Origin of the sequence: Sphingomonas sp. SFZ2018-12, assembly GCF_022496715.1 — a bacterium.
In the GTDB taxonomy this organism is placed as follows: domain Bacteria; phylum Pseudomonadota; class Alphaproteobacteria; order Sphingomonadales; family Sphingomonadaceae; genus Sphingomonas.
Window position 1 is genome coordinate 1,708,719 of record NZ_WTFM01000001.1, and the last position, 13,960, is coordinate 1,722,678.

General features: G+C 66.9%; 16 protein-coding genes. 2 read left to right on the top strand and 14 right to left on the bottom strand.

The window, feature by feature from the left end:
- Positions 1 to 2: 2 nt before the first annotated feature.
- The 14 genes from GO308_RS07985 to tkt form a co-directional block, all read right to left on the bottom strand.
- Positions 3 to 935 (bottom strand): NADH-quinone oxidoreductase subunit C, encoded by a 933-nt coding sequence (locus tag GO308_RS07985; protein WP_240885070.1) that lies wholly within the window; start codon positions 933 to 935, stop codon positions 3 to 5.
- Positions 928 to 1,176 carry a hypothetical protein gene (locus GO308_RS07990; protein ID WP_240885071.1) on the bottom strand — a complete coding sequence of 83 codons (249 nt, stop codon included), beginning with the start codon at positions 1,174 to 1,176 and terminating at the stop codon, positions 928 to 930. The genes GO308_RS07985 and GO308_RS07990 overlap by 8 nt, the downstream gene beginning before the upstream one ends.
- Positions 1,173 to 1,715, bottom strand: a complete 543-nt coding sequence (locus tag GO308_RS07995; protein ID WP_197419061.1) for an NADH-quinone oxidoreductase subunit B — start codon at positions 1,713 to 1,715, stop codon at positions 1,173 to 1,175. The genes GO308_RS07990 and GO308_RS07995 overlap by 4 nt, the downstream gene beginning before the upstream one ends.
- Before the next feature lie 5 nt (positions 1,716 to 1,720).
- A complete protein-coding gene (gene ndhC / locus GO308_RS08000; protein WP_066476354.1) occupies positions 1,721 to 2,095 on the bottom strand; it encodes an NADH-quinone oxidoreductase subunit A in 375 nt (124 codons plus the stop codon).
- Positions 2,096 to 2,223: 128 nt separating this feature from the next.
- Positions 2,224 to 3,039, bottom strand: a complete 816-nt coding sequence (locus GO308_RS08005; RefSeq protein ID WP_066548158.1) for an inositol monophosphatase family protein — start codon at positions 3,037 to 3,039, stop codon at positions 2,224 to 2,226.
- A gap of 128 nt (positions 3,040 to 3,167) precedes the next feature.
- A complete protein-coding gene (locus GO308_RS08010; RefSeq protein WP_240885072.1) occupies positions 3,168 to 3,485 on the bottom strand; it encodes a cupin in 318 nt (105 codons plus the stop codon).
- 5 nt (positions 3,486 to 3,490) lie between these two features.
- Positions 3,491 to 4,054, bottom strand: coding sequence for an elongation factor P (gene efp / locus GO308_RS08015; RefSeq protein ID WP_066476360.1), 564 nt, complete (start codon positions 4,052 to 4,054; stop codon positions 3,491 to 3,493).
- Positions 4,055 to 4,262: 208 nt separating this feature from the next.
- Complete coding sequence (locus tag GO308_RS08020) at positions 4,263 to 6,584, bottom strand: TonB-dependent receptor (RefSeq protein ID WP_240885073.1); 2,322 nt, start codon at positions 6,582 to 6,584, stop codon at positions 4,263 to 4,265.
- Positions 6,585 to 6,833: 249 nt separating this feature from the next.
- Positions 6,834 to 7,550: a thiamine phosphate synthase gene (gene thiE / locus GO308_RS08025; RefSeq protein WP_066673664.1), complete on the bottom strand. Its 717-nt coding sequence runs from the start codon at positions 7,548 to 7,550 to the stop codon at positions 6,834 to 6,836.
- Positions 7,551 to 7,557: 7 nt separating this feature from the next.
- A complete protein-coding gene (locus GO308_RS08030) occupies positions 7,558 to 8,463 on the bottom strand; it encodes a fructose bisphosphate aldolase (RefSeq protein WP_240885074.1) in 906 nt (301 codons plus the stop codon).
- Positions 8,464 to 8,496: 33 nt separating this feature from the next.
- Positions 8,497 to 9,687: a phosphoglycerate kinase gene (locus GO308_RS08035; protein WP_240885075.1), complete on the bottom strand. Its 1,191-nt coding sequence runs from the start codon at positions 9,685 to 9,687 to the stop codon at positions 8,497 to 8,499.
- A complete protein-coding gene (locus tag GO308_RS08040) occupies positions 9,684 to 10,142 on the bottom strand; it encodes an MOSC domain-containing protein (RefSeq protein WP_066548145.1) in 459 nt (152 codons plus the stop codon). The genes GO308_RS08035 and GO308_RS08040 overlap by 4 nt, the downstream gene beginning before the upstream one ends.
- A gap of 9 nt (positions 10,143 to 10,151) precedes the next feature.
- The gene (gap, locus tag GO308_RS08045; protein ID WP_066476370.1) at positions 10,152 to 11,159 is read right to left on the bottom strand and encodes a type I glyceraldehyde-3-phosphate dehydrogenase; all 1,008 of its coding nucleotides are present in this window, start codon (positions 11,157 to 11,159) and stop codon (positions 10,152 to 10,154) included.
- A 24-nt stretch (positions 11,160 to 11,183) separates the two neighbouring features.
- The gene (gene tkt / locus GO308_RS08050; RefSeq protein WP_240885076.1) at positions 11,184 to 13,148 is read right to left on the bottom strand and encodes a transketolase; all 1,965 of its coding nucleotides are present in this window, start codon (positions 13,146 to 13,148) and stop codon (positions 11,184 to 11,186) included.
- A 166-nt stretch (positions 13,149 to 13,314) separates the two neighbouring features.
- Here tkt and GO308_RS08055 point away from each other — a divergent pair, with 166 nt between their 5' ends.
- Together GO308_RS08055 and GO308_RS08060 are read left to right on the top strand one after the other, a co-directional pair.
- A complete protein-coding gene (locus GO308_RS08055; protein ID WP_240885077.1) occupies positions 13,315 to 13,530 on the top strand; it encodes a hypothetical protein in 216 nt (71 codons plus the stop codon).
- Positions 13,527 to 13,829 (top strand): cell division protein ZapA, encoded by a 303-nt coding sequence (locus GO308_RS08060; RefSeq protein ID WP_240885078.1) that lies wholly within the window; start codon positions 13,527 to 13,529, stop codon positions 13,827 to 13,829. Before GO308_RS08055 ends, GO308_RS08060 begins: the two co-directional genes overlap by 4 nt.
- The last annotated feature ends 131 nt before the right edge of the window (positions 13,830 to 13,960 follow it).

A 13,960-nucleotide genomic window follows, 5' to 3' on the forward strand; every position in this document is an offset into this window, starting at 1 on the left:
CGTCACACCTCCCCTTTCGGCTCGGCCTTGGGCTTGCGGGCGCGCTTTGCCGCCGGCTTCGCCTCGGTCGCGGGATCGGCAGCCTTCGCGCGTGGCGCGCGCTTGGCCTTGGGCTTTTCCGCGGGCAGGTCGCCCGGATGCGGCTGGCCCGCACCGCTCTGGCCGGTATGCTCGGTGGTCTTGACCTCGCTGACCGCGGGCGCGACCGCGGGCGATGCGCCGGCCTTGGCGACCTGATCAGCGGTTGCCGGCGTCGGCGCCCCCTTGGCCTCGGGCGCAGCCGGCGGCGCAGGAGCGGGCGGCGGAGGTGCAGGCGGCGCGGGCGCCTTCTCGTCGCCCGGCAGCACATATTGCGCGCCCTCCCAGGGGCTCAGGAAGTCGAAGGTACGGAAATCCTGCGCCAGCTTGACCGGTTCATAGACGACGCGCTTGGCCTCTTCGGAATAGCGCAGCTCGACATGCCCGCTCAGCGGGAAATCCTTGCGGAACGGATGCCCGCGAAAGCCATAGTCAGTCAGGATGCGGCGCAGGTCCGGATTGCCGTCGAACAGCACGCCGTACATGTCGTACACTTCGCGCTCCAACCAGCCCGCGACCGGCCAGATCCCCGTCACCGACGGCACTGCCGCAACTTCGTCGGTCGTGACGCGCACGCGGACGCGGTGGTTTCGCGTCAGGCTGAGCAGATGGTAGCAGACGTCGAACCGCTCGGCCCGCGCGGGATAATCGACTCCCGCAATCTCCATCAGCTGCTGATATTCCAGGCCCGGCGTATCGCGCAGCAATATCATCGCTTCGACCAGGCGGTCGCGTACCACGGTCAGCGTCACTTCGCCGACCAGGTCCTGCGCCTCGACGATCATGTCGCCCAGCGCGGCGCGCGCGGTGTCGATCACGCCGTCATTCGCGACATAGCGGGGGGCCGAACTAAGCATCGCGCGCCTCCTCCACACGGGTCAGGCGATGGATCACCAGTTCGCCGACCTCAAGCCGCTCGACGCGCGCGCGGCGGATGATCAGCCGGCCGATGACGACCGCGCCCAGCGCGATGAACCCCGCGGCCAGCGCGCCGCCGGCCAGCATACCGACCGCGCCCGCGCCCGTGGCGGTCGCACCGGTTGCGCTGGCCTTCGTGACCCGCGTCGGCCTGTCCAGGAATGACGAAGGCGCGTTCACCGCTCGATCGTCCCGACACGGCGGATCTTCCGCTGCAACTGCATCACGCCATAGAGCAGCGCCTCGGCGGTCGGCGGACAGCCGGGGACATAGATGTCGACCGGCACGATCCGGTCGCAGCCGCGCACCACGCTGTAGCTGTAGTGGTAATAGCCGCCGCCATTGGCGCAGCTGCCCATCGAGATGACGTATTTGGGCTCCGACATCTGGTCGTAAACCCGGCGCAGCGCCGGTGCCATCTTGTTGCACAGCGTGCCCGCCACGATCATCACGTCCGACTGGCGTGGGGACGCGCGCGGGGCGACGCCGAACCGCTCCATGTCATAGCGCGGCATGTTGACGTGGATCATCTCGACCGCGCAGCACGCCAGGCCAAAGGTCATCCACCACAGGCTGCCGGTGCGCGCCCAGTTGAACAGGTCCTCGGTCGAGGTGACCAGGAAGCCCTTGTCCCCCAATTCGCCGTTCAGATCGTTGTAAAACTGCACGTCCGGCGGGACGATCGCATCACCCGGCACCGCGGGGGTAAGCTGGTTCATCTCACTCATTCCCAATCCAGCGCGCCGACCTTCCAGGCATAGATCAGGCCCAGCGCCAGTTCGCCGATGAAGATCATCATCGAAATCCACGCGACCCAGCCAAGGTCGAACACCGTCACCGCCCAGGGATAGAGGAATGCGGCCTCCAGATCGAAGACGATGAACAGAATCGCGACAAGGTAGAAGCGCACGTCGAACTGGCTGCGCGAATCCTCGAACGCGGGAAAGCCGCATTCATATTCGGCAAGCTTTTCCGGCGTCGGCTGGTGCGTGCCGGTCAGCCGCGACACCACCATCGGCAGGAACACGAACGCACAGGAAAGCGCCAGCGCCACGCCCAGGAACAGCAGGATCGGCAGATATTGCAGCAGGTCGGGCAAGGCACCTTCTCGCGGTTGCGGAATATCGCTCGGCTTCTAGGCCGATGGGGGTGGCGGAGCAAGGGCGCGGGCGGCAAAAAACATGCGGTCCCGGCCCCGAAAATCGCGGGTCCCAGCGCGCGCCGCGTCTAGCGCAGCGACGTCGCAACCAGCTTGTGCAGCTTGGAATGCAGGCCGTCGGTGGCGGCCAGGAACTCGTTGCGCTCCATCGCCCGATCGGACCCGCGAAAGTCGGTGACGAAGCCGCCCGCTTCTTTGACCAGCAGCATGCCGGCCGCGACATCCCACGGCTGGAGCCCGCTTTCCCAATAGCCGTCGAAGCGCCCCGCCGCGACCCAGGCAAGGTCGAGCGCCGCCGAGCCGAACCGCCGGATGCCCGCGACTTCGGGCGCGACTGCGCCGAAAATGCGGCTCCACTCGGCGAAATTGCCGTGGCCCAGGAACGGAATTCCCGTCGCAATCAGCGCATCGGCCAACTCGGTGCGCGCCGATACGCGCAGCCGCTGGTCGGTCAGCCACGCACCGCGGCCCTTCTCGGCCCAGAAGCTCTCATCGGTCAGCGGCTGATAGACGAGGCCGTGCGTGATCTCCGGCTTGCCCTGGGGCCCGCGCGGGTCCTCGACCGCGATGGAGATGGCGAAATGCGGGATGCCGTGCAGGAAGTTGCTCGTGCCGTCCAGCGGATCGACGATGAAGCGCGGCTTGTCGGGATCGCCGGCGATCTCGCCGCCTTCCTCGAGCAGCATGCCCCAGTCGGGCCGCGCCTTGCGCAGTTCCTCGACGATCGTCTGCTCGGCCCGCTTGTCGGCCATCGACACGAAATCGGCCGGTCCCTTGCGGCTGACCTGCAGGTGCTGGACCTCGTTGAAGTCGCGGCGCAGGCGCGGCGCGGCCTTGCGCGCGGCGCGGTCGATGACGGTAATCAGGCCGGAATGGGCTACCATATTAAACCTTTGGCCCACTCCCCCATGGGGAGAGGGTTGGGAGAGGGGAATGAGGGGAGATCGACCGGCCTAAGCCAGCCCCTCTCCCCGACCCTCCCCCCGACGGGGAGAGGGAGATTCAAAGGCTCTTACACCGAGCCTTTTCGTTCGACGACCAGGATGCGCGCCTCGCCCTGCGGACGCGCGACATGCTCGTCGCCGACATCGGCCATGAAGATGTCGCCGCTATTCAGCAGCACGCGATGCTCTTCGCCTGCGACGCGATAGTGCATGTCGACCGTACCATCGATGACCACGAACACCTCGGCACCGTCATTGACGTGCCACTTATAGGGCTGGTCGGTCCAATGCAGCCGCACTGTCGCGCCGTCGAACTCGGCCAGTTCGCGCGCGCCCCAGGCGCGGTCAGCGCGAAAGCTGCGCGCGTCTGTGATGATCGTCGGCATGTCGTTCAATCCGCGCGGCGGACATAGGTCTGTTCATAGACGTCGACGACGATGCGGGTGCCCGCGCCGATATGCGGCGGCACCATCACGCGCACGCCATTGTCGAGGACAGCGGGCTTGTAGCTCGACGACGCGGTCTGGCCCTTTACCACCGCATCCGCCTCGACGATCGTCGCCTCGATCGTGTCGGGCAGCTGGACGCTGATCGCTTCCTCGTCATAGAGTTCCATCACCACGTCCATGCCGTCCTGAAGGAAGGCGGCCGCATCGCCCAGCAAGTCGCGGGGCAGCGTGGTCTGTTCATAGGTTTCCTTGTCCATGAAGACGAGCATGTCGCCCTCGGGATAGAGGAACTGGAAATCCTTGGTGTCCAGCCGGACGCGCTCGACCGTCTCGGCCGAGCGGAAGCGGACGTTGTTCTTGCGGCCGTCGCGCAGGTTCTTCATCTCGACCTGCATATAGGCACCGCCCTTGCCCGGCTGGGTGTGCTGAATCTTCACGGCGCGCCAGATGCCGCCTTCATATTCGATGATGTTGCCGGGGCGAATGTCGACGCCGCTGATCTTCATGGCTGTGCCTGCAAGTTGGAAAGAGCGAGAAGCCGGGCCTTTATCCGTGCAGGGGCGCGGGGGCAAGAACCTCCACGATATTGCCCGATTGCGGGCACCCTCCGTCGGCCGCGCGCAGCCCCTGCCCGGTCGGGCAAGGCCAGCAGGCCGGGTGGATCGTGCCGCGGGACCGGGGGACATCGCTTCCCGGTCCCGCGGCGAACCGGGTCTACAGATCGGCGCGGATCGAAAGCTGCCACGTCCGGTCGGGGCCCGGCCGGAAGGTCGCGAGCCCCGTCGTCGCGACGTTGATCGTGCCCAGATAGTCCTTGTTGAACAGGTTATCGACATTGGCGCGGATGCGGATCGCCTTGAACGGTCCCGCATCGATGCCCTCGCCGAAGTCGACATAGGCGTTGAAGATCGCGTAGCCGGGGATTTGCTGGCTATTGATGAAATTGGTGTTGCGCTCGCTCAGGTAACGTCCGGAGAAGTTGGCGACGAGCCAGCTGGTCGGCTCGATCGTCACCCCGGCCTGGACCAGCCATTCGGCATTGTCGGGCACCCGGTTGCCCGCGATCGACAGCGTCGAATAATTGTCCAGGAATTTCGCGATGTTGTAGGTGACGTTGGCGTTGACGTAGAGGAAGTCGACCGGCTTGACGATGCCGGTCAATTCCGCGCCATAGGACTCGACCGATCCGACATTCTGGAAAAAGGTCTCGAGCTGCGGCGAACCCGGGACGGGTGCGGCAAAGGACTGAAGCCGGTTGTCGAAGCGCGTGTAGAACAGCGCAAGCGACGCATTGAATGCCGGGCGATTGGTACGAAAGCCGAGCTCGTAATTCTTCGATGTTTCCGCGTCCGGGCCGGGCGCGAGCGGGCTGGCGGCGGAGAAGATGTCGTCGGCACCGCGCGGCAACGCCATGTTCTCCGAATAGGACGCGAAAATCTGTTCGCGTCGGGTGATGTTGAAGACCGCCCCGACCTGGGGGAGGAACAGATCTTCATAACGGTCGGTCAGGCGCGGCTGGCGTCGCGCGATATAGTCCGCCGGGTTGCGATACCCCCGGATTTCGTAGCCGATGGTCAACCCCTTGGCCCCGAGATCGAGCTTGAGCCGGTCGTCGAGCAGGTTGAGCGACAGCTTGGCATGGAGTTGCAGCGTTTCGCGGGTCGAGACGTAATCGCGCTGGCGGTGGACCGGCTCGTTCAGCAGCGGCTCGCCGTCGGGATTGCCGTTGGCGTGGTTGAAGCGGTCCTGGGTGCGATGGTAATCGTCATTCTCGCCCCAGAAGCCGAACTGGACCAGGTGCGGGCCGACATCGACGCTGAAGTCGCCGACGACGCCGTACCGTGTGCCCTCGATCGTCGACAGGCCGTATTGCAGGCCGCGCGGCGCAAACAGGCCGGGCACGATCAGGCGCTGGGCGTTGTGGGACGCAAGCGAGGTCGCATAGGCTTCGGGCGATACGCCGTATCCCTTCTTGTCCTCATAATAGAGGACCGGCTTGAACGAGAAGCCGCCCGTTACCTGGAAATCGCCGGAAACGCTGTAGAGATAGTCGGTGCGCGAGTTGATCGCCTGCTTGAAATACTGGTTGTACAGCGCGTTCGAGAACGGAATGGTCGTCGCGGTCGCCAGCGGCGCCAGCACCGGCACCTCGGCCAGATAGGCGAAATAGCGGCCGCTGCGCCCGAACGGATCGCCCGCCGTCCCCTCATACTGCGCCTGGCTGATCGCCGGCGAATCGAAGTCGAAATAGTCGTTGTAGAGAAAGCGTGCGCGGATCGCGTGATCGCCGAACGCATAGCGCGCCTTGGCCTCGACATGTTCGCGATCGATCGTGCCCGGCCCGCGCCACACATCGGCGTCGAGCTTCGAATAGCTGGCATAAGCGGAGAAGCCGCCGAGATTGCCGGTATCGAGGCGGAGATAGCCGCGCGTGAAGGAATCGGCGCCGACGGTGAACTGGCTGGTCGCGCCCATTTCATCATCGGGGTCGGTGGTGAAATACTGAACGATGGGGCCGAGCGAGGCATAGCTGGGCAGCGACACGTCGCCCGCGCCGGGGCTGGCGGTCACCCGCTCGAGATTCTCGTTCTCGACATAGCGGAAGATCGGGCTGCCCCCGAACTGATCCGAACGCCCCATCGGCACGCCATCGAGCACGAAGCCGATCTGCTGAAAATTGAAAGCGCGGACGAACACCGAGTTGCCGAATTCATAGAGACCGAGCGCGTCGTTGGCCTGGACGTTGAACCCGGGCAGCCCCTCGAGCATCTTGAGGCCCGAAATGCCCGCCGGCGCGGACAGCAGCGCCTCACGCGTGATCGAGATCGTCGACGTCGTCTGGTCGGTGCCGATCGCGACCTCGGCATCGGACACGCGCCGGCCGGTGACATAGATTTCCTCGTCCGGCGGCGTTTCCGGCCGCTGGCTGGCGGCACCGGCGACCGACTGGGCGCGCGCGGCGGGCGACAGGGATGAAAGCGAAGCAAGCGATACGACGATCATCGCGGTCGTCGACCGCGCGCAGGTGACCAGCATGGAATCTTCCCCCTTCGGAAGTGAATCCAGGCCTCTCCGTCTCCACCTGTTTCCGCCGCGCCGCTTGCCGGCTGTCGGTCGAACTGGTGAATATGTCTCCGCCGCATCGAACGAAACCATGCCGTCCGACGCCGCGTCCGGCGCCCTGCGGAACGCCAGAACAAGAAGCTGCAAAAATGGATCTAATCTGACAAGCGATTTCGACCGCTGCGCGCATAAAATGCGCGGCCTTCGTGCGCGGTGCAGTCGTTATTTCGGGGCTGCGACCGAAGTATCGTGCCCCCCGGACCTCAGCACCGCGGCGAAATCGCGCATCGCCTGCGCTTCGTCGCCTGCCCACACCGCGCCCGAAACCGCGATGAAATCTGCACCGGCCGCGATCAGCGCGGGCGCGTTTGCGGGGGTGATCCCGCCGATCGCCACGCAGGGCAGCTCGAACACCGTCGTCCACCAGCTGAGCAGCACGGGATCCGCACGGTGGCGCGCATCCTTCGTCGTCGAAGGAAAGAAGGCGCCGAACGCGACATAATCCGCCCCCGCCTCGCCCGCTTCCATCGCCAAATGGCGGCTGTCGTGACACGTCACGCCGATCTGCATCGACGGCCCGACCAGTTGACGCGCCTCGCGCGGATCGCCGTCGCCCTGCCCCAGGTGGACGCCGTCCGCCCCCAGCCGCCGGGCGAGCGACACCTCGTCGTTGACGATGAAGGCGACATCGCGATCGGCGCAGATGCGCTGCAGCGGCTCGGCCAACCGTGCGGCCTGATGCTGGTCGACGCCCTTGACCCGGAACTGAAACGCCGCCACCGGCCCGGCATCGAGCGCACGCGCCAGCCGGTCGGGGAACCCCCCGCCCACGTCCAGCGGCGACACCAGATAGAGCTGGCAGGCCGGACGCCGATCGTCGCGCACGAACTGCGCGGCGAAATCGGGGTCGAGCGGGCCGAGCGGATCGTCGTCGGTCATGCCGCGGTCATGCCGGCACGGCGACCTTGTCGACCGACGCGGTGTAGATGTCGTCGATCGCTGTGCCGAGTGCGGCGTCGAATTCCGCGTCGCTCATCGGATGGCGCAGCTCCTCGAGCAGGGCGCGGCTGAAACTTGCGATCATGCCGCGATTCTTCGCCAGCTCGGCACAGGCCTCGGGGCGCGCATAGCCGCCCGACAGCGCAACGACGCGCAACACGCGCGGATGATCGACCAGCGGATCGAACAGGCCCGGCGTGGCGGGGATCGACAGCTTGAGCATCACGCGGTCGTCACCCGGCATCGCGTCGAGCGCCAGCAGGATCTCGTCGCGCAGGACCGCGTCGGCGGCCGCGCGCTCGGGCGACTTGATGTTCACCTCCGGCTCGATGATCGGCACCAGCCCGCTCGCCAGGACCTGACGTGCCACCTCGAACTGCTGCGCGACGACGGCCGCGATGCCGGCCTGGTTGGCAAGGTTGATGACCGAACGCTCCTTGGTCCCGAACACGCCCAGCGCCCGCGCGCGGGTGAGCAGCGTGTCGAGATCGGGCATCGGCTTCATCAGCTGGACGCCGTTCGCCTCGTCTTCCAGCCCCTTGTCGATCTTGATGAACGGCACGACCCCGCGCGCGATCAGCGCCGCAGGGGTCGGCTGCCCCGCCACTTCGCCGTCCATCGTCCGCTCGAACAGGATCGCGCCCAGCACCTTGTCGCCGGTGAATACGGGCGAAGTGATGATCCGCGCCCGCATGGCGTGGATGAGCGCGAACATCTCCTCATCGGTCGACCACGCGGTTTCGTCGACGCCATAGCCCTTGAGCGCCTTGGGCGTCGATCCGCCCGACTGGTCGAGCGCGGCGATGAAGCCGATGCCCTCGGCGATCCGGGCAGTCATGTCGGCCTGGTTCATCAACTCTGTTCTCCTGTACGGGTTCGGTTCGGCTTAGCGGGCAAGGGCAGCGACGCCGGGCAACGCCTTGCCCTCCATCCATTCGAGAAACGCGCCGCCGGCGGTCGAGACGAAGGTCATGTCGGCCGCGACCCCGGCCTGGTTGAGCGCGGCGACGGTGTCGCCTCCGCCGGCGACCGACACCAGCGACCCCTCGCGGGTCAGCGCGGCGGCGGTGCGGGCCAGCGCCACGGTCGCGGCATCGAACGGGGGCGTCTCGAACGCACCGAGCGGGCCGTTCCATACGAGCGTGCGACAGGTCTTGAGCACGTCGGCGAGCGCCTCAGTCGCTGCGGGTCCGATGTCGAGGATCATCTCGTCGGCGGCGACCTCATGGACATTGGCGGTGCGCAGCGATGCGGGGTGCGCGGCGAACTCGGTCGCGACCATCACGTCATAGGGCAGGTGGACGGTACAGTTGGCGGCATCGGCCGCATCCAGGATCGCCTCCGCGGTTGCGGTCAGGTCATGCTCGCACAGGCTTTTGCCGACATCGACGCCGCGTGCGGCGAGGAAGGTGTTGGCCATGCCGCCGCCGATGATCAGGTGATCGACGCGCGCGACCAGGTGCCTGAGCACGTCGAGCTTGGTCGACACCTTCGCCCCGCCGACCACCGCGGCGACGGGATGCTCGGGATTGCCCAGCGCCTTGTCGAGCGCATCGAGCTCGGCCTCCATCTGACGCCCCGCAAAGGCCGGCAGGCGATGCGCCAGACCCTCGGTCGAGGCATGCGCGCGGTGCGCGGCCGAGAAGGCATCGTTGACATAGAGGTCGCCCAGCGCCGCGAAGCGTTCGACCACCGCCGGATCGTTCTTTTCCTCACCGCCGAAGAATCGGGTATTCTCGAGCAGCCCGATATCGCCGGGCTGGAGCGTCGCGACCGATTCCGCCGCGCCCTCCCAGTCGACATATCGCACCGCACGACCGAGCACGTCGGACAGGGGGCGCGTGATCTGGGCCGTCGAATGTTCGGGCGACGGCACCTTGGGCCGGCCGAAATGCGCCAGGATCAGGACGATCGCGCCACGATCGGCCAGTTCGGTGATCGTCGACACCGCGGCGCGCAGCCGCGTGTCGTCGGTCACCGCGCCGTCGGCCATCGGCACGTTCAAATCCTCGCGCACCAGCACGCGCTTGCCGGTGACGTCACCGATATCGTCGAGGGTCTTGAAATTGCGGCTCATGCTTCGATCCTTATTGCGTCGCCGATGCGGATGGTCCCGCCGGTGACGACCTTCGTACATGCCCCGCCCCGCCAGTCCGGGGTCAGCGCGGCACGCAGTCCGGGCGCGACTTCCTCCATGCGGCTGCACGGTTCGCATTCGACCGTGACGCGCAGCACAACCTCCGCACCGATGCGCAGCAGCATGTCCGGCTGCTGCGGGAGGTCGAGCCCCTCGACCAGCAGGTTGGCGCGCCGGTGCCACCACGGCAGCGTGTGGCCGACCTCCGCCATCGCCTGTGCCCAGTCGCCCGCCTCGATCAGCGTCACCTGGCGGCGGCCGCGACCGCCGGGCTTGATCGCCCCGCGAAAATCACCGTGCAGGCCACCGTCGATGCTGACCGCCACCGCATCGACCACCTCGATCGGCGCGCGGGGCCGGGCATGTCGGGCGATCCCGGCGAGGCGACCGGTCATCGTCCTGGCTCAGCCCAGCTTCGCCATCGCGCTGGCGGTATCGACCATGCGGTTGGAGAAGCCCCATTCATTGTCGTACCAGCTGACGACGCGCACCAGCTTACCGTCGATCACCGCGGTCTCCAGGCTGTCGATTGTCGAGGACGCCTGATTGTGCATCAGATCGATCGAGACCAGAGGCTCGTCCGAATAGTCGAGGATGCCGGCAAGCGGCCCGCTTTCCGACGCGGCCTTCAGGATCGCGTTGACCTCGTCCTTCGTCGTTTCGCGCGCGGGCGTGAAGGTCAGGTCAACCAGGCTGACGTCCGGCACCGGCACCCGGATCGCCGAACCGTCGAGCTTGCCCTTCAGCTCGGGCAGCACCTCGCCCACCGCGCGCGCAGCACCGGTGGTGGTCGGGATGATCGACATCGCGGCCGCCCGCGCGCGGCGCAGGTCGGGATGGATCTGATCCAGGATCTTCTGGTCGTTGGTATAGGCGTGGACGGTGGTCATCAGCCCGCGCTCGATCCCGATCGCGTCATTCATCACCTTGGCAACCGGGGCCAGGCAGTTGGTCGTGCACGACGCGTTGGACACGATGGTGTGCGCGGCCTCCAGCTTGTCGTGGTTGACGCCATAGACGACCGTCAGGTCGACATTCTTGCCGGGGGCGGAAATCAGCACCTTCTTGGCACCTGCATCGATATGCTTCTGCGCCGACGCGCGGTCGGTGAAGAAGCCCGTGCATTCCAGCACGATGTCGACGCCGTGCTTGGCGTGCGGCAGGTTGGCGGGATCGCGCTCGGCGGTGACGGCGATGCGCTTGCCGTCGATCACCAGGTCGGTACCGTCGGCGGCGACGCTGCCCGGATACTTGCCGTGCACCGAATCGCGGCTGAACAGCCACGCATTCGACTTGGCATCGGCAAGATCGTTGATCGTCACCAGCTCGAGCCCGCAATCCGGACGCTCCAGGATCGCGCGCGCCACGAGGCGGCCGATGCGCCCAAAGCCGTTGATCGCAACCTTCGTCATGTCGTGCTTACTCCCGTGAAGCCGTTAGAGTCGTTCGATGATCCGCGGCGTGATCGCATCCGCGGTCAGCCCGAAATGCTGGTAGAGCGCCGGCGCCGGTGCCGACGCACCGAAGCTGTCAATCCCGAAGCGCAGCCCGTCCGTTCCGGTATAGCGTTCCCAGCCCAGCGTCGTTCCCGCCTCGATCGACACGCGCAGCGCGTCGACGGGCAACAGGTCGGCACGATAACCCGCGTCCTGCGCGTCGAACCGTTCCCAGCACGGCATCGACACGACGTCGGCACCGATGCCGCGCTCCTCCAGCGCCGCGCGCACCGCGACCGCGATCTCGACCTCGGAACCGGTGGCGATCAGCACCACACGACGCGGCGCGCTGGCCGTCTGCAGGCGATAGGCGCCGCGCGCCGAGCGGTTCTCGCCCGCCGCTTCGGTGCGCAGCTGGGGCAGGTTCTGGCGGGTGAGCGCCAGCACCGCCGGGCCGTCGGCGCGCCGCAGCGCGAGCTCCCAGCATTCTGCGGTCTCGACCGCATCGCAGGGCCGATAGACCTCCAGATTGGGGATCAACCGCAGGCTGGTCAGGTGCTCGACCGGCTGGTGGGTCGGCCCGTCCTCGCCCAGCCCGATCGAATCGTGCGTGAGCACATAGATGACGCGCGCCTGCTGGAGCGCCGACAGACGGATCGCCGCGCGGCAATAATCGGCGAAGACCAGGAACGTGCCGCCGTACGGGATGACGCCACCATGCAGCGCCATCCCGTTCATCGCCGCTGCCATGCCGAATTCGCGGATGCCATAGCTGACATAGCGGCCCGAATAATCGTCGGCCGTCAGCGGTGCCTGATCCTTCGTCCGCGTGTTGTTGGAGCCGGTCAGATCTGCCGAACCGCCGATCGTCTCGGGCAGCTGGGCATTGATCGCGCCCAGGGCCAATTCGGACGCCTTGCGCGTCGCGACCTTCTGCGGGGCCGCGATCAGTCCGTCGACATGCGCGGCGAGGCTGAAATCGGCGGATATCTCGCCCGACATCTGTCGCAGAAATTCGTCTTTATCTTGATGGCTTGCCAGGCGCTGCTGCCATTCGGTGTGAAGACCGGCGTGCGCCCTGCCCGCCGAAAGCCACGCATCGCGAATGTCCTGCGGTACCTCGAACGGCGGCGCGGTCCAGCCCAGCGCCTCGCGCGCGGCGGCGACTTCGGCGGTACCGAGCGGCGATCCGTGGACGCCTGAGGTGCCGCCCTTGTTGGGCGCGCCCTTGCCGATCGTCGTGCGGCAGCAGATCAGCGACGGCAGGTCCGAGTCACGGGCTTCGGTCAGCGCGCGCTCGACATCGGCGAAGTCATGCCCGTCGCATTCGACGACGTGCCAGCCCGATGCGCGATAGCGCGCGGGGATATCCTCGCTCGACGACAGCGCGACCGCGCCGTCGATGGTGATGCGGTTGTCGTCCCACAGCACGTTCAACCGCCCGAGCTTCAGATGCCCGGCCAGCCCCACCGCCTCATGGTTGATGCCTTCCATCAGGCAGCCGTCGCCGGCGATCACCCAGGTGCGATGGTCGACCAGCGCGTCGCCGAACACCGCGTTCAAATGACGCTCGGCGATCGCCATGCCGACCGCGGTGGCAAAGCCCTGGCCCAGCGGCCCGGTCGTCGTCTCCACGCCGGGCAGCTCGAAATTCTCCGGGTGCCCCGCACACGGGCTGCCGAGCTGGCGGAAATTGCGGATGTCGTCGATCGTCGGGCGCGCATAGCCGGTCAGGTGCAGCAGCGCATAGATCAGCATCGACCCATGCCCGGCCGACAACACGAAACGATCGCGGTCGGGCCAGCGCGGGTCGGCGGGATCGTGCTTCAGGAACCGCGTGAACAGGACGGTCGCGGCGTCCGCCATCCCCATCGGCATCCCCGGATGGCCCGAATTGGCGGCTTCGACCGCATCCATGGCAAGCGCCCGGATCGCGTTGGCGAGTTGGGTGTCGGTCGCGGCCATGCTGCTCCTTGTTCGGCCAGCCGGATCGCCTGGCCCATCGCGCCACGGTGCCGGGATCGGCCGCGGCCATAATGCTGATGGCCCGCCCCTTTGCGGCGGCGACGCGCCTTCGTCAACCGGCCAGCCGCGCTTGCCCGTGCGTGCCGGGCGGCGTAATCGTCATGCGATGGCCGACCTTAGTTCCGACGACATGACCAACCCTGCCCTCGCGCGAATCGAACGCGCCGTGGCGCGTATCGAGCGGGCGTCTGCTGCGCGCGTCGCCGCCACCGCCGCGCTTACGCGACGCCACCAGCTGCTGCGTGCACGCATGACCGACGCGCTCGACGCGCTCGACACGCTGATCGCCGCGCAAGAGGCGCGGGGGACCGAGGACGAATGAGCCACGTCGTGCTCACCGTCGCCGGGCGCCAGCATCAGGTCGCGTGCCGTCCCGGCGACGAGGCGCGGCTCGAACGGCTGGCCGCCCTGCTCGATCGCCATTCGGACGCCGCGATCAAGGTCGCCGGCGGCGTGCCCGGCGAGCGCGCGATGCTGTTCGTCGCGCTGATGATCGCCGACGAACTGGCCGATGCCCAGGCCAATCCGCCATCGGGGGTTGCAGACCACCTGCTTTCCAACCTGGCCGAACGACTCGAAGCAATCGCGGCGGTGCTTGAGGAAGACGCGCCGACCTCCTAGATAGGGGGCGGCGGGAACTGCCCGGTACGAGCTTTAGCGAAAATCCCTGAGGCGATAAAATCATCCAAGGGAGCTGTCCCTGCCCGGACCCTGGTCCGAAGCACATGGCCCCCACCTGACGTTACCGGCGT

Coding starts and splice junctions, on each gene's coding strand:
- GO308_RS07985 (WP_240885070.1), bottom strand. CDS start 935: ATGCTTAGTTCGGCCCCCCGCTATGTCGCGAATGACGGCGTGATCGAC.
- GO308_RS07995 (WP_197419061.1), bottom strand. CDS start 1,715: ATGAACCAGCTTACCCCCGCGGTGCCGGGTGATGCGATCGTCCCGCCG.
- GO308_RS08005 (WP_066548158.1), bottom strand. CDS start 3,039: ATGGTAGCCCATTCCGGCCTGATTACCGTCATCGACCGCGCCGCGCGC.
- GO308_RS08010 (WP_240885072.1), bottom strand. CDS start 3,485: ATGCCGACGATCATCACAGACGCGCGCAGCTTTCGCGCTGACCGCGCC.
- efp (WP_066476360.1), bottom strand. CDS start 4,054: ATGAAGATCAGCGGCGTCGACATTCGCCCCGGCAACATCATCGAATAT.
- GO308_RS08020 (WP_240885073.1), bottom strand. CDS start 6,584: ATGCTGGTCACCTGCGCGCGGTCGACGACCGCGATGATCGTCGTATCG.
- thiE (WP_066673664.1), bottom strand. CDS start 7,550: ATGACCGACGACGATCCGCTCGGCCCGCTCGACCCCGATTTCGCCGCG.
- GO308_RS08030 (WP_240885074.1), bottom strand. CDS start 8,463: ATGAACCAGGCCGACATGACTGCCCGGATCGCCGAGGGCATCGGCTTC.
- GO308_RS08035 (WP_240885075.1), bottom strand. CDS start 9,687: ATGAGCCGCAATTTCAAGACCCTCGACGATATCGGTGACGTCACCGGC.
- GO308_RS08040 (WP_066548145.1), bottom strand. CDS start 10,142: ATGACCGGTCGCCTCGCCGGGATCGCCCGACATGCCCGGCCCCGCGCG.
- gap (WP_066476370.1), bottom strand. CDS start 11,159: ATGACGAAGGTTGCGATCAACGGCTTTGGGCGCATCGGCCGCCTCGTG.
- tkt (WP_240885076.1), bottom strand. CDS start 13,148: ATGGCCGCGACCGACACCCAACTCGCCAACGCGATCCGGGCGCTTGCC.
- GO308_RS08055 (WP_240885077.1), top strand. CDS start 13,315: ATGGCCGACCTTAGTTCCGACGACATGACCAACCCTGCCCTCGCGCGA.
- GO308_RS08060 (WP_240885078.1), top strand. CDS start 13,527: ATGAGCCACGTCGTGCTCACCGTCGCCGGGCGCCAGCATCAGGTCGCG.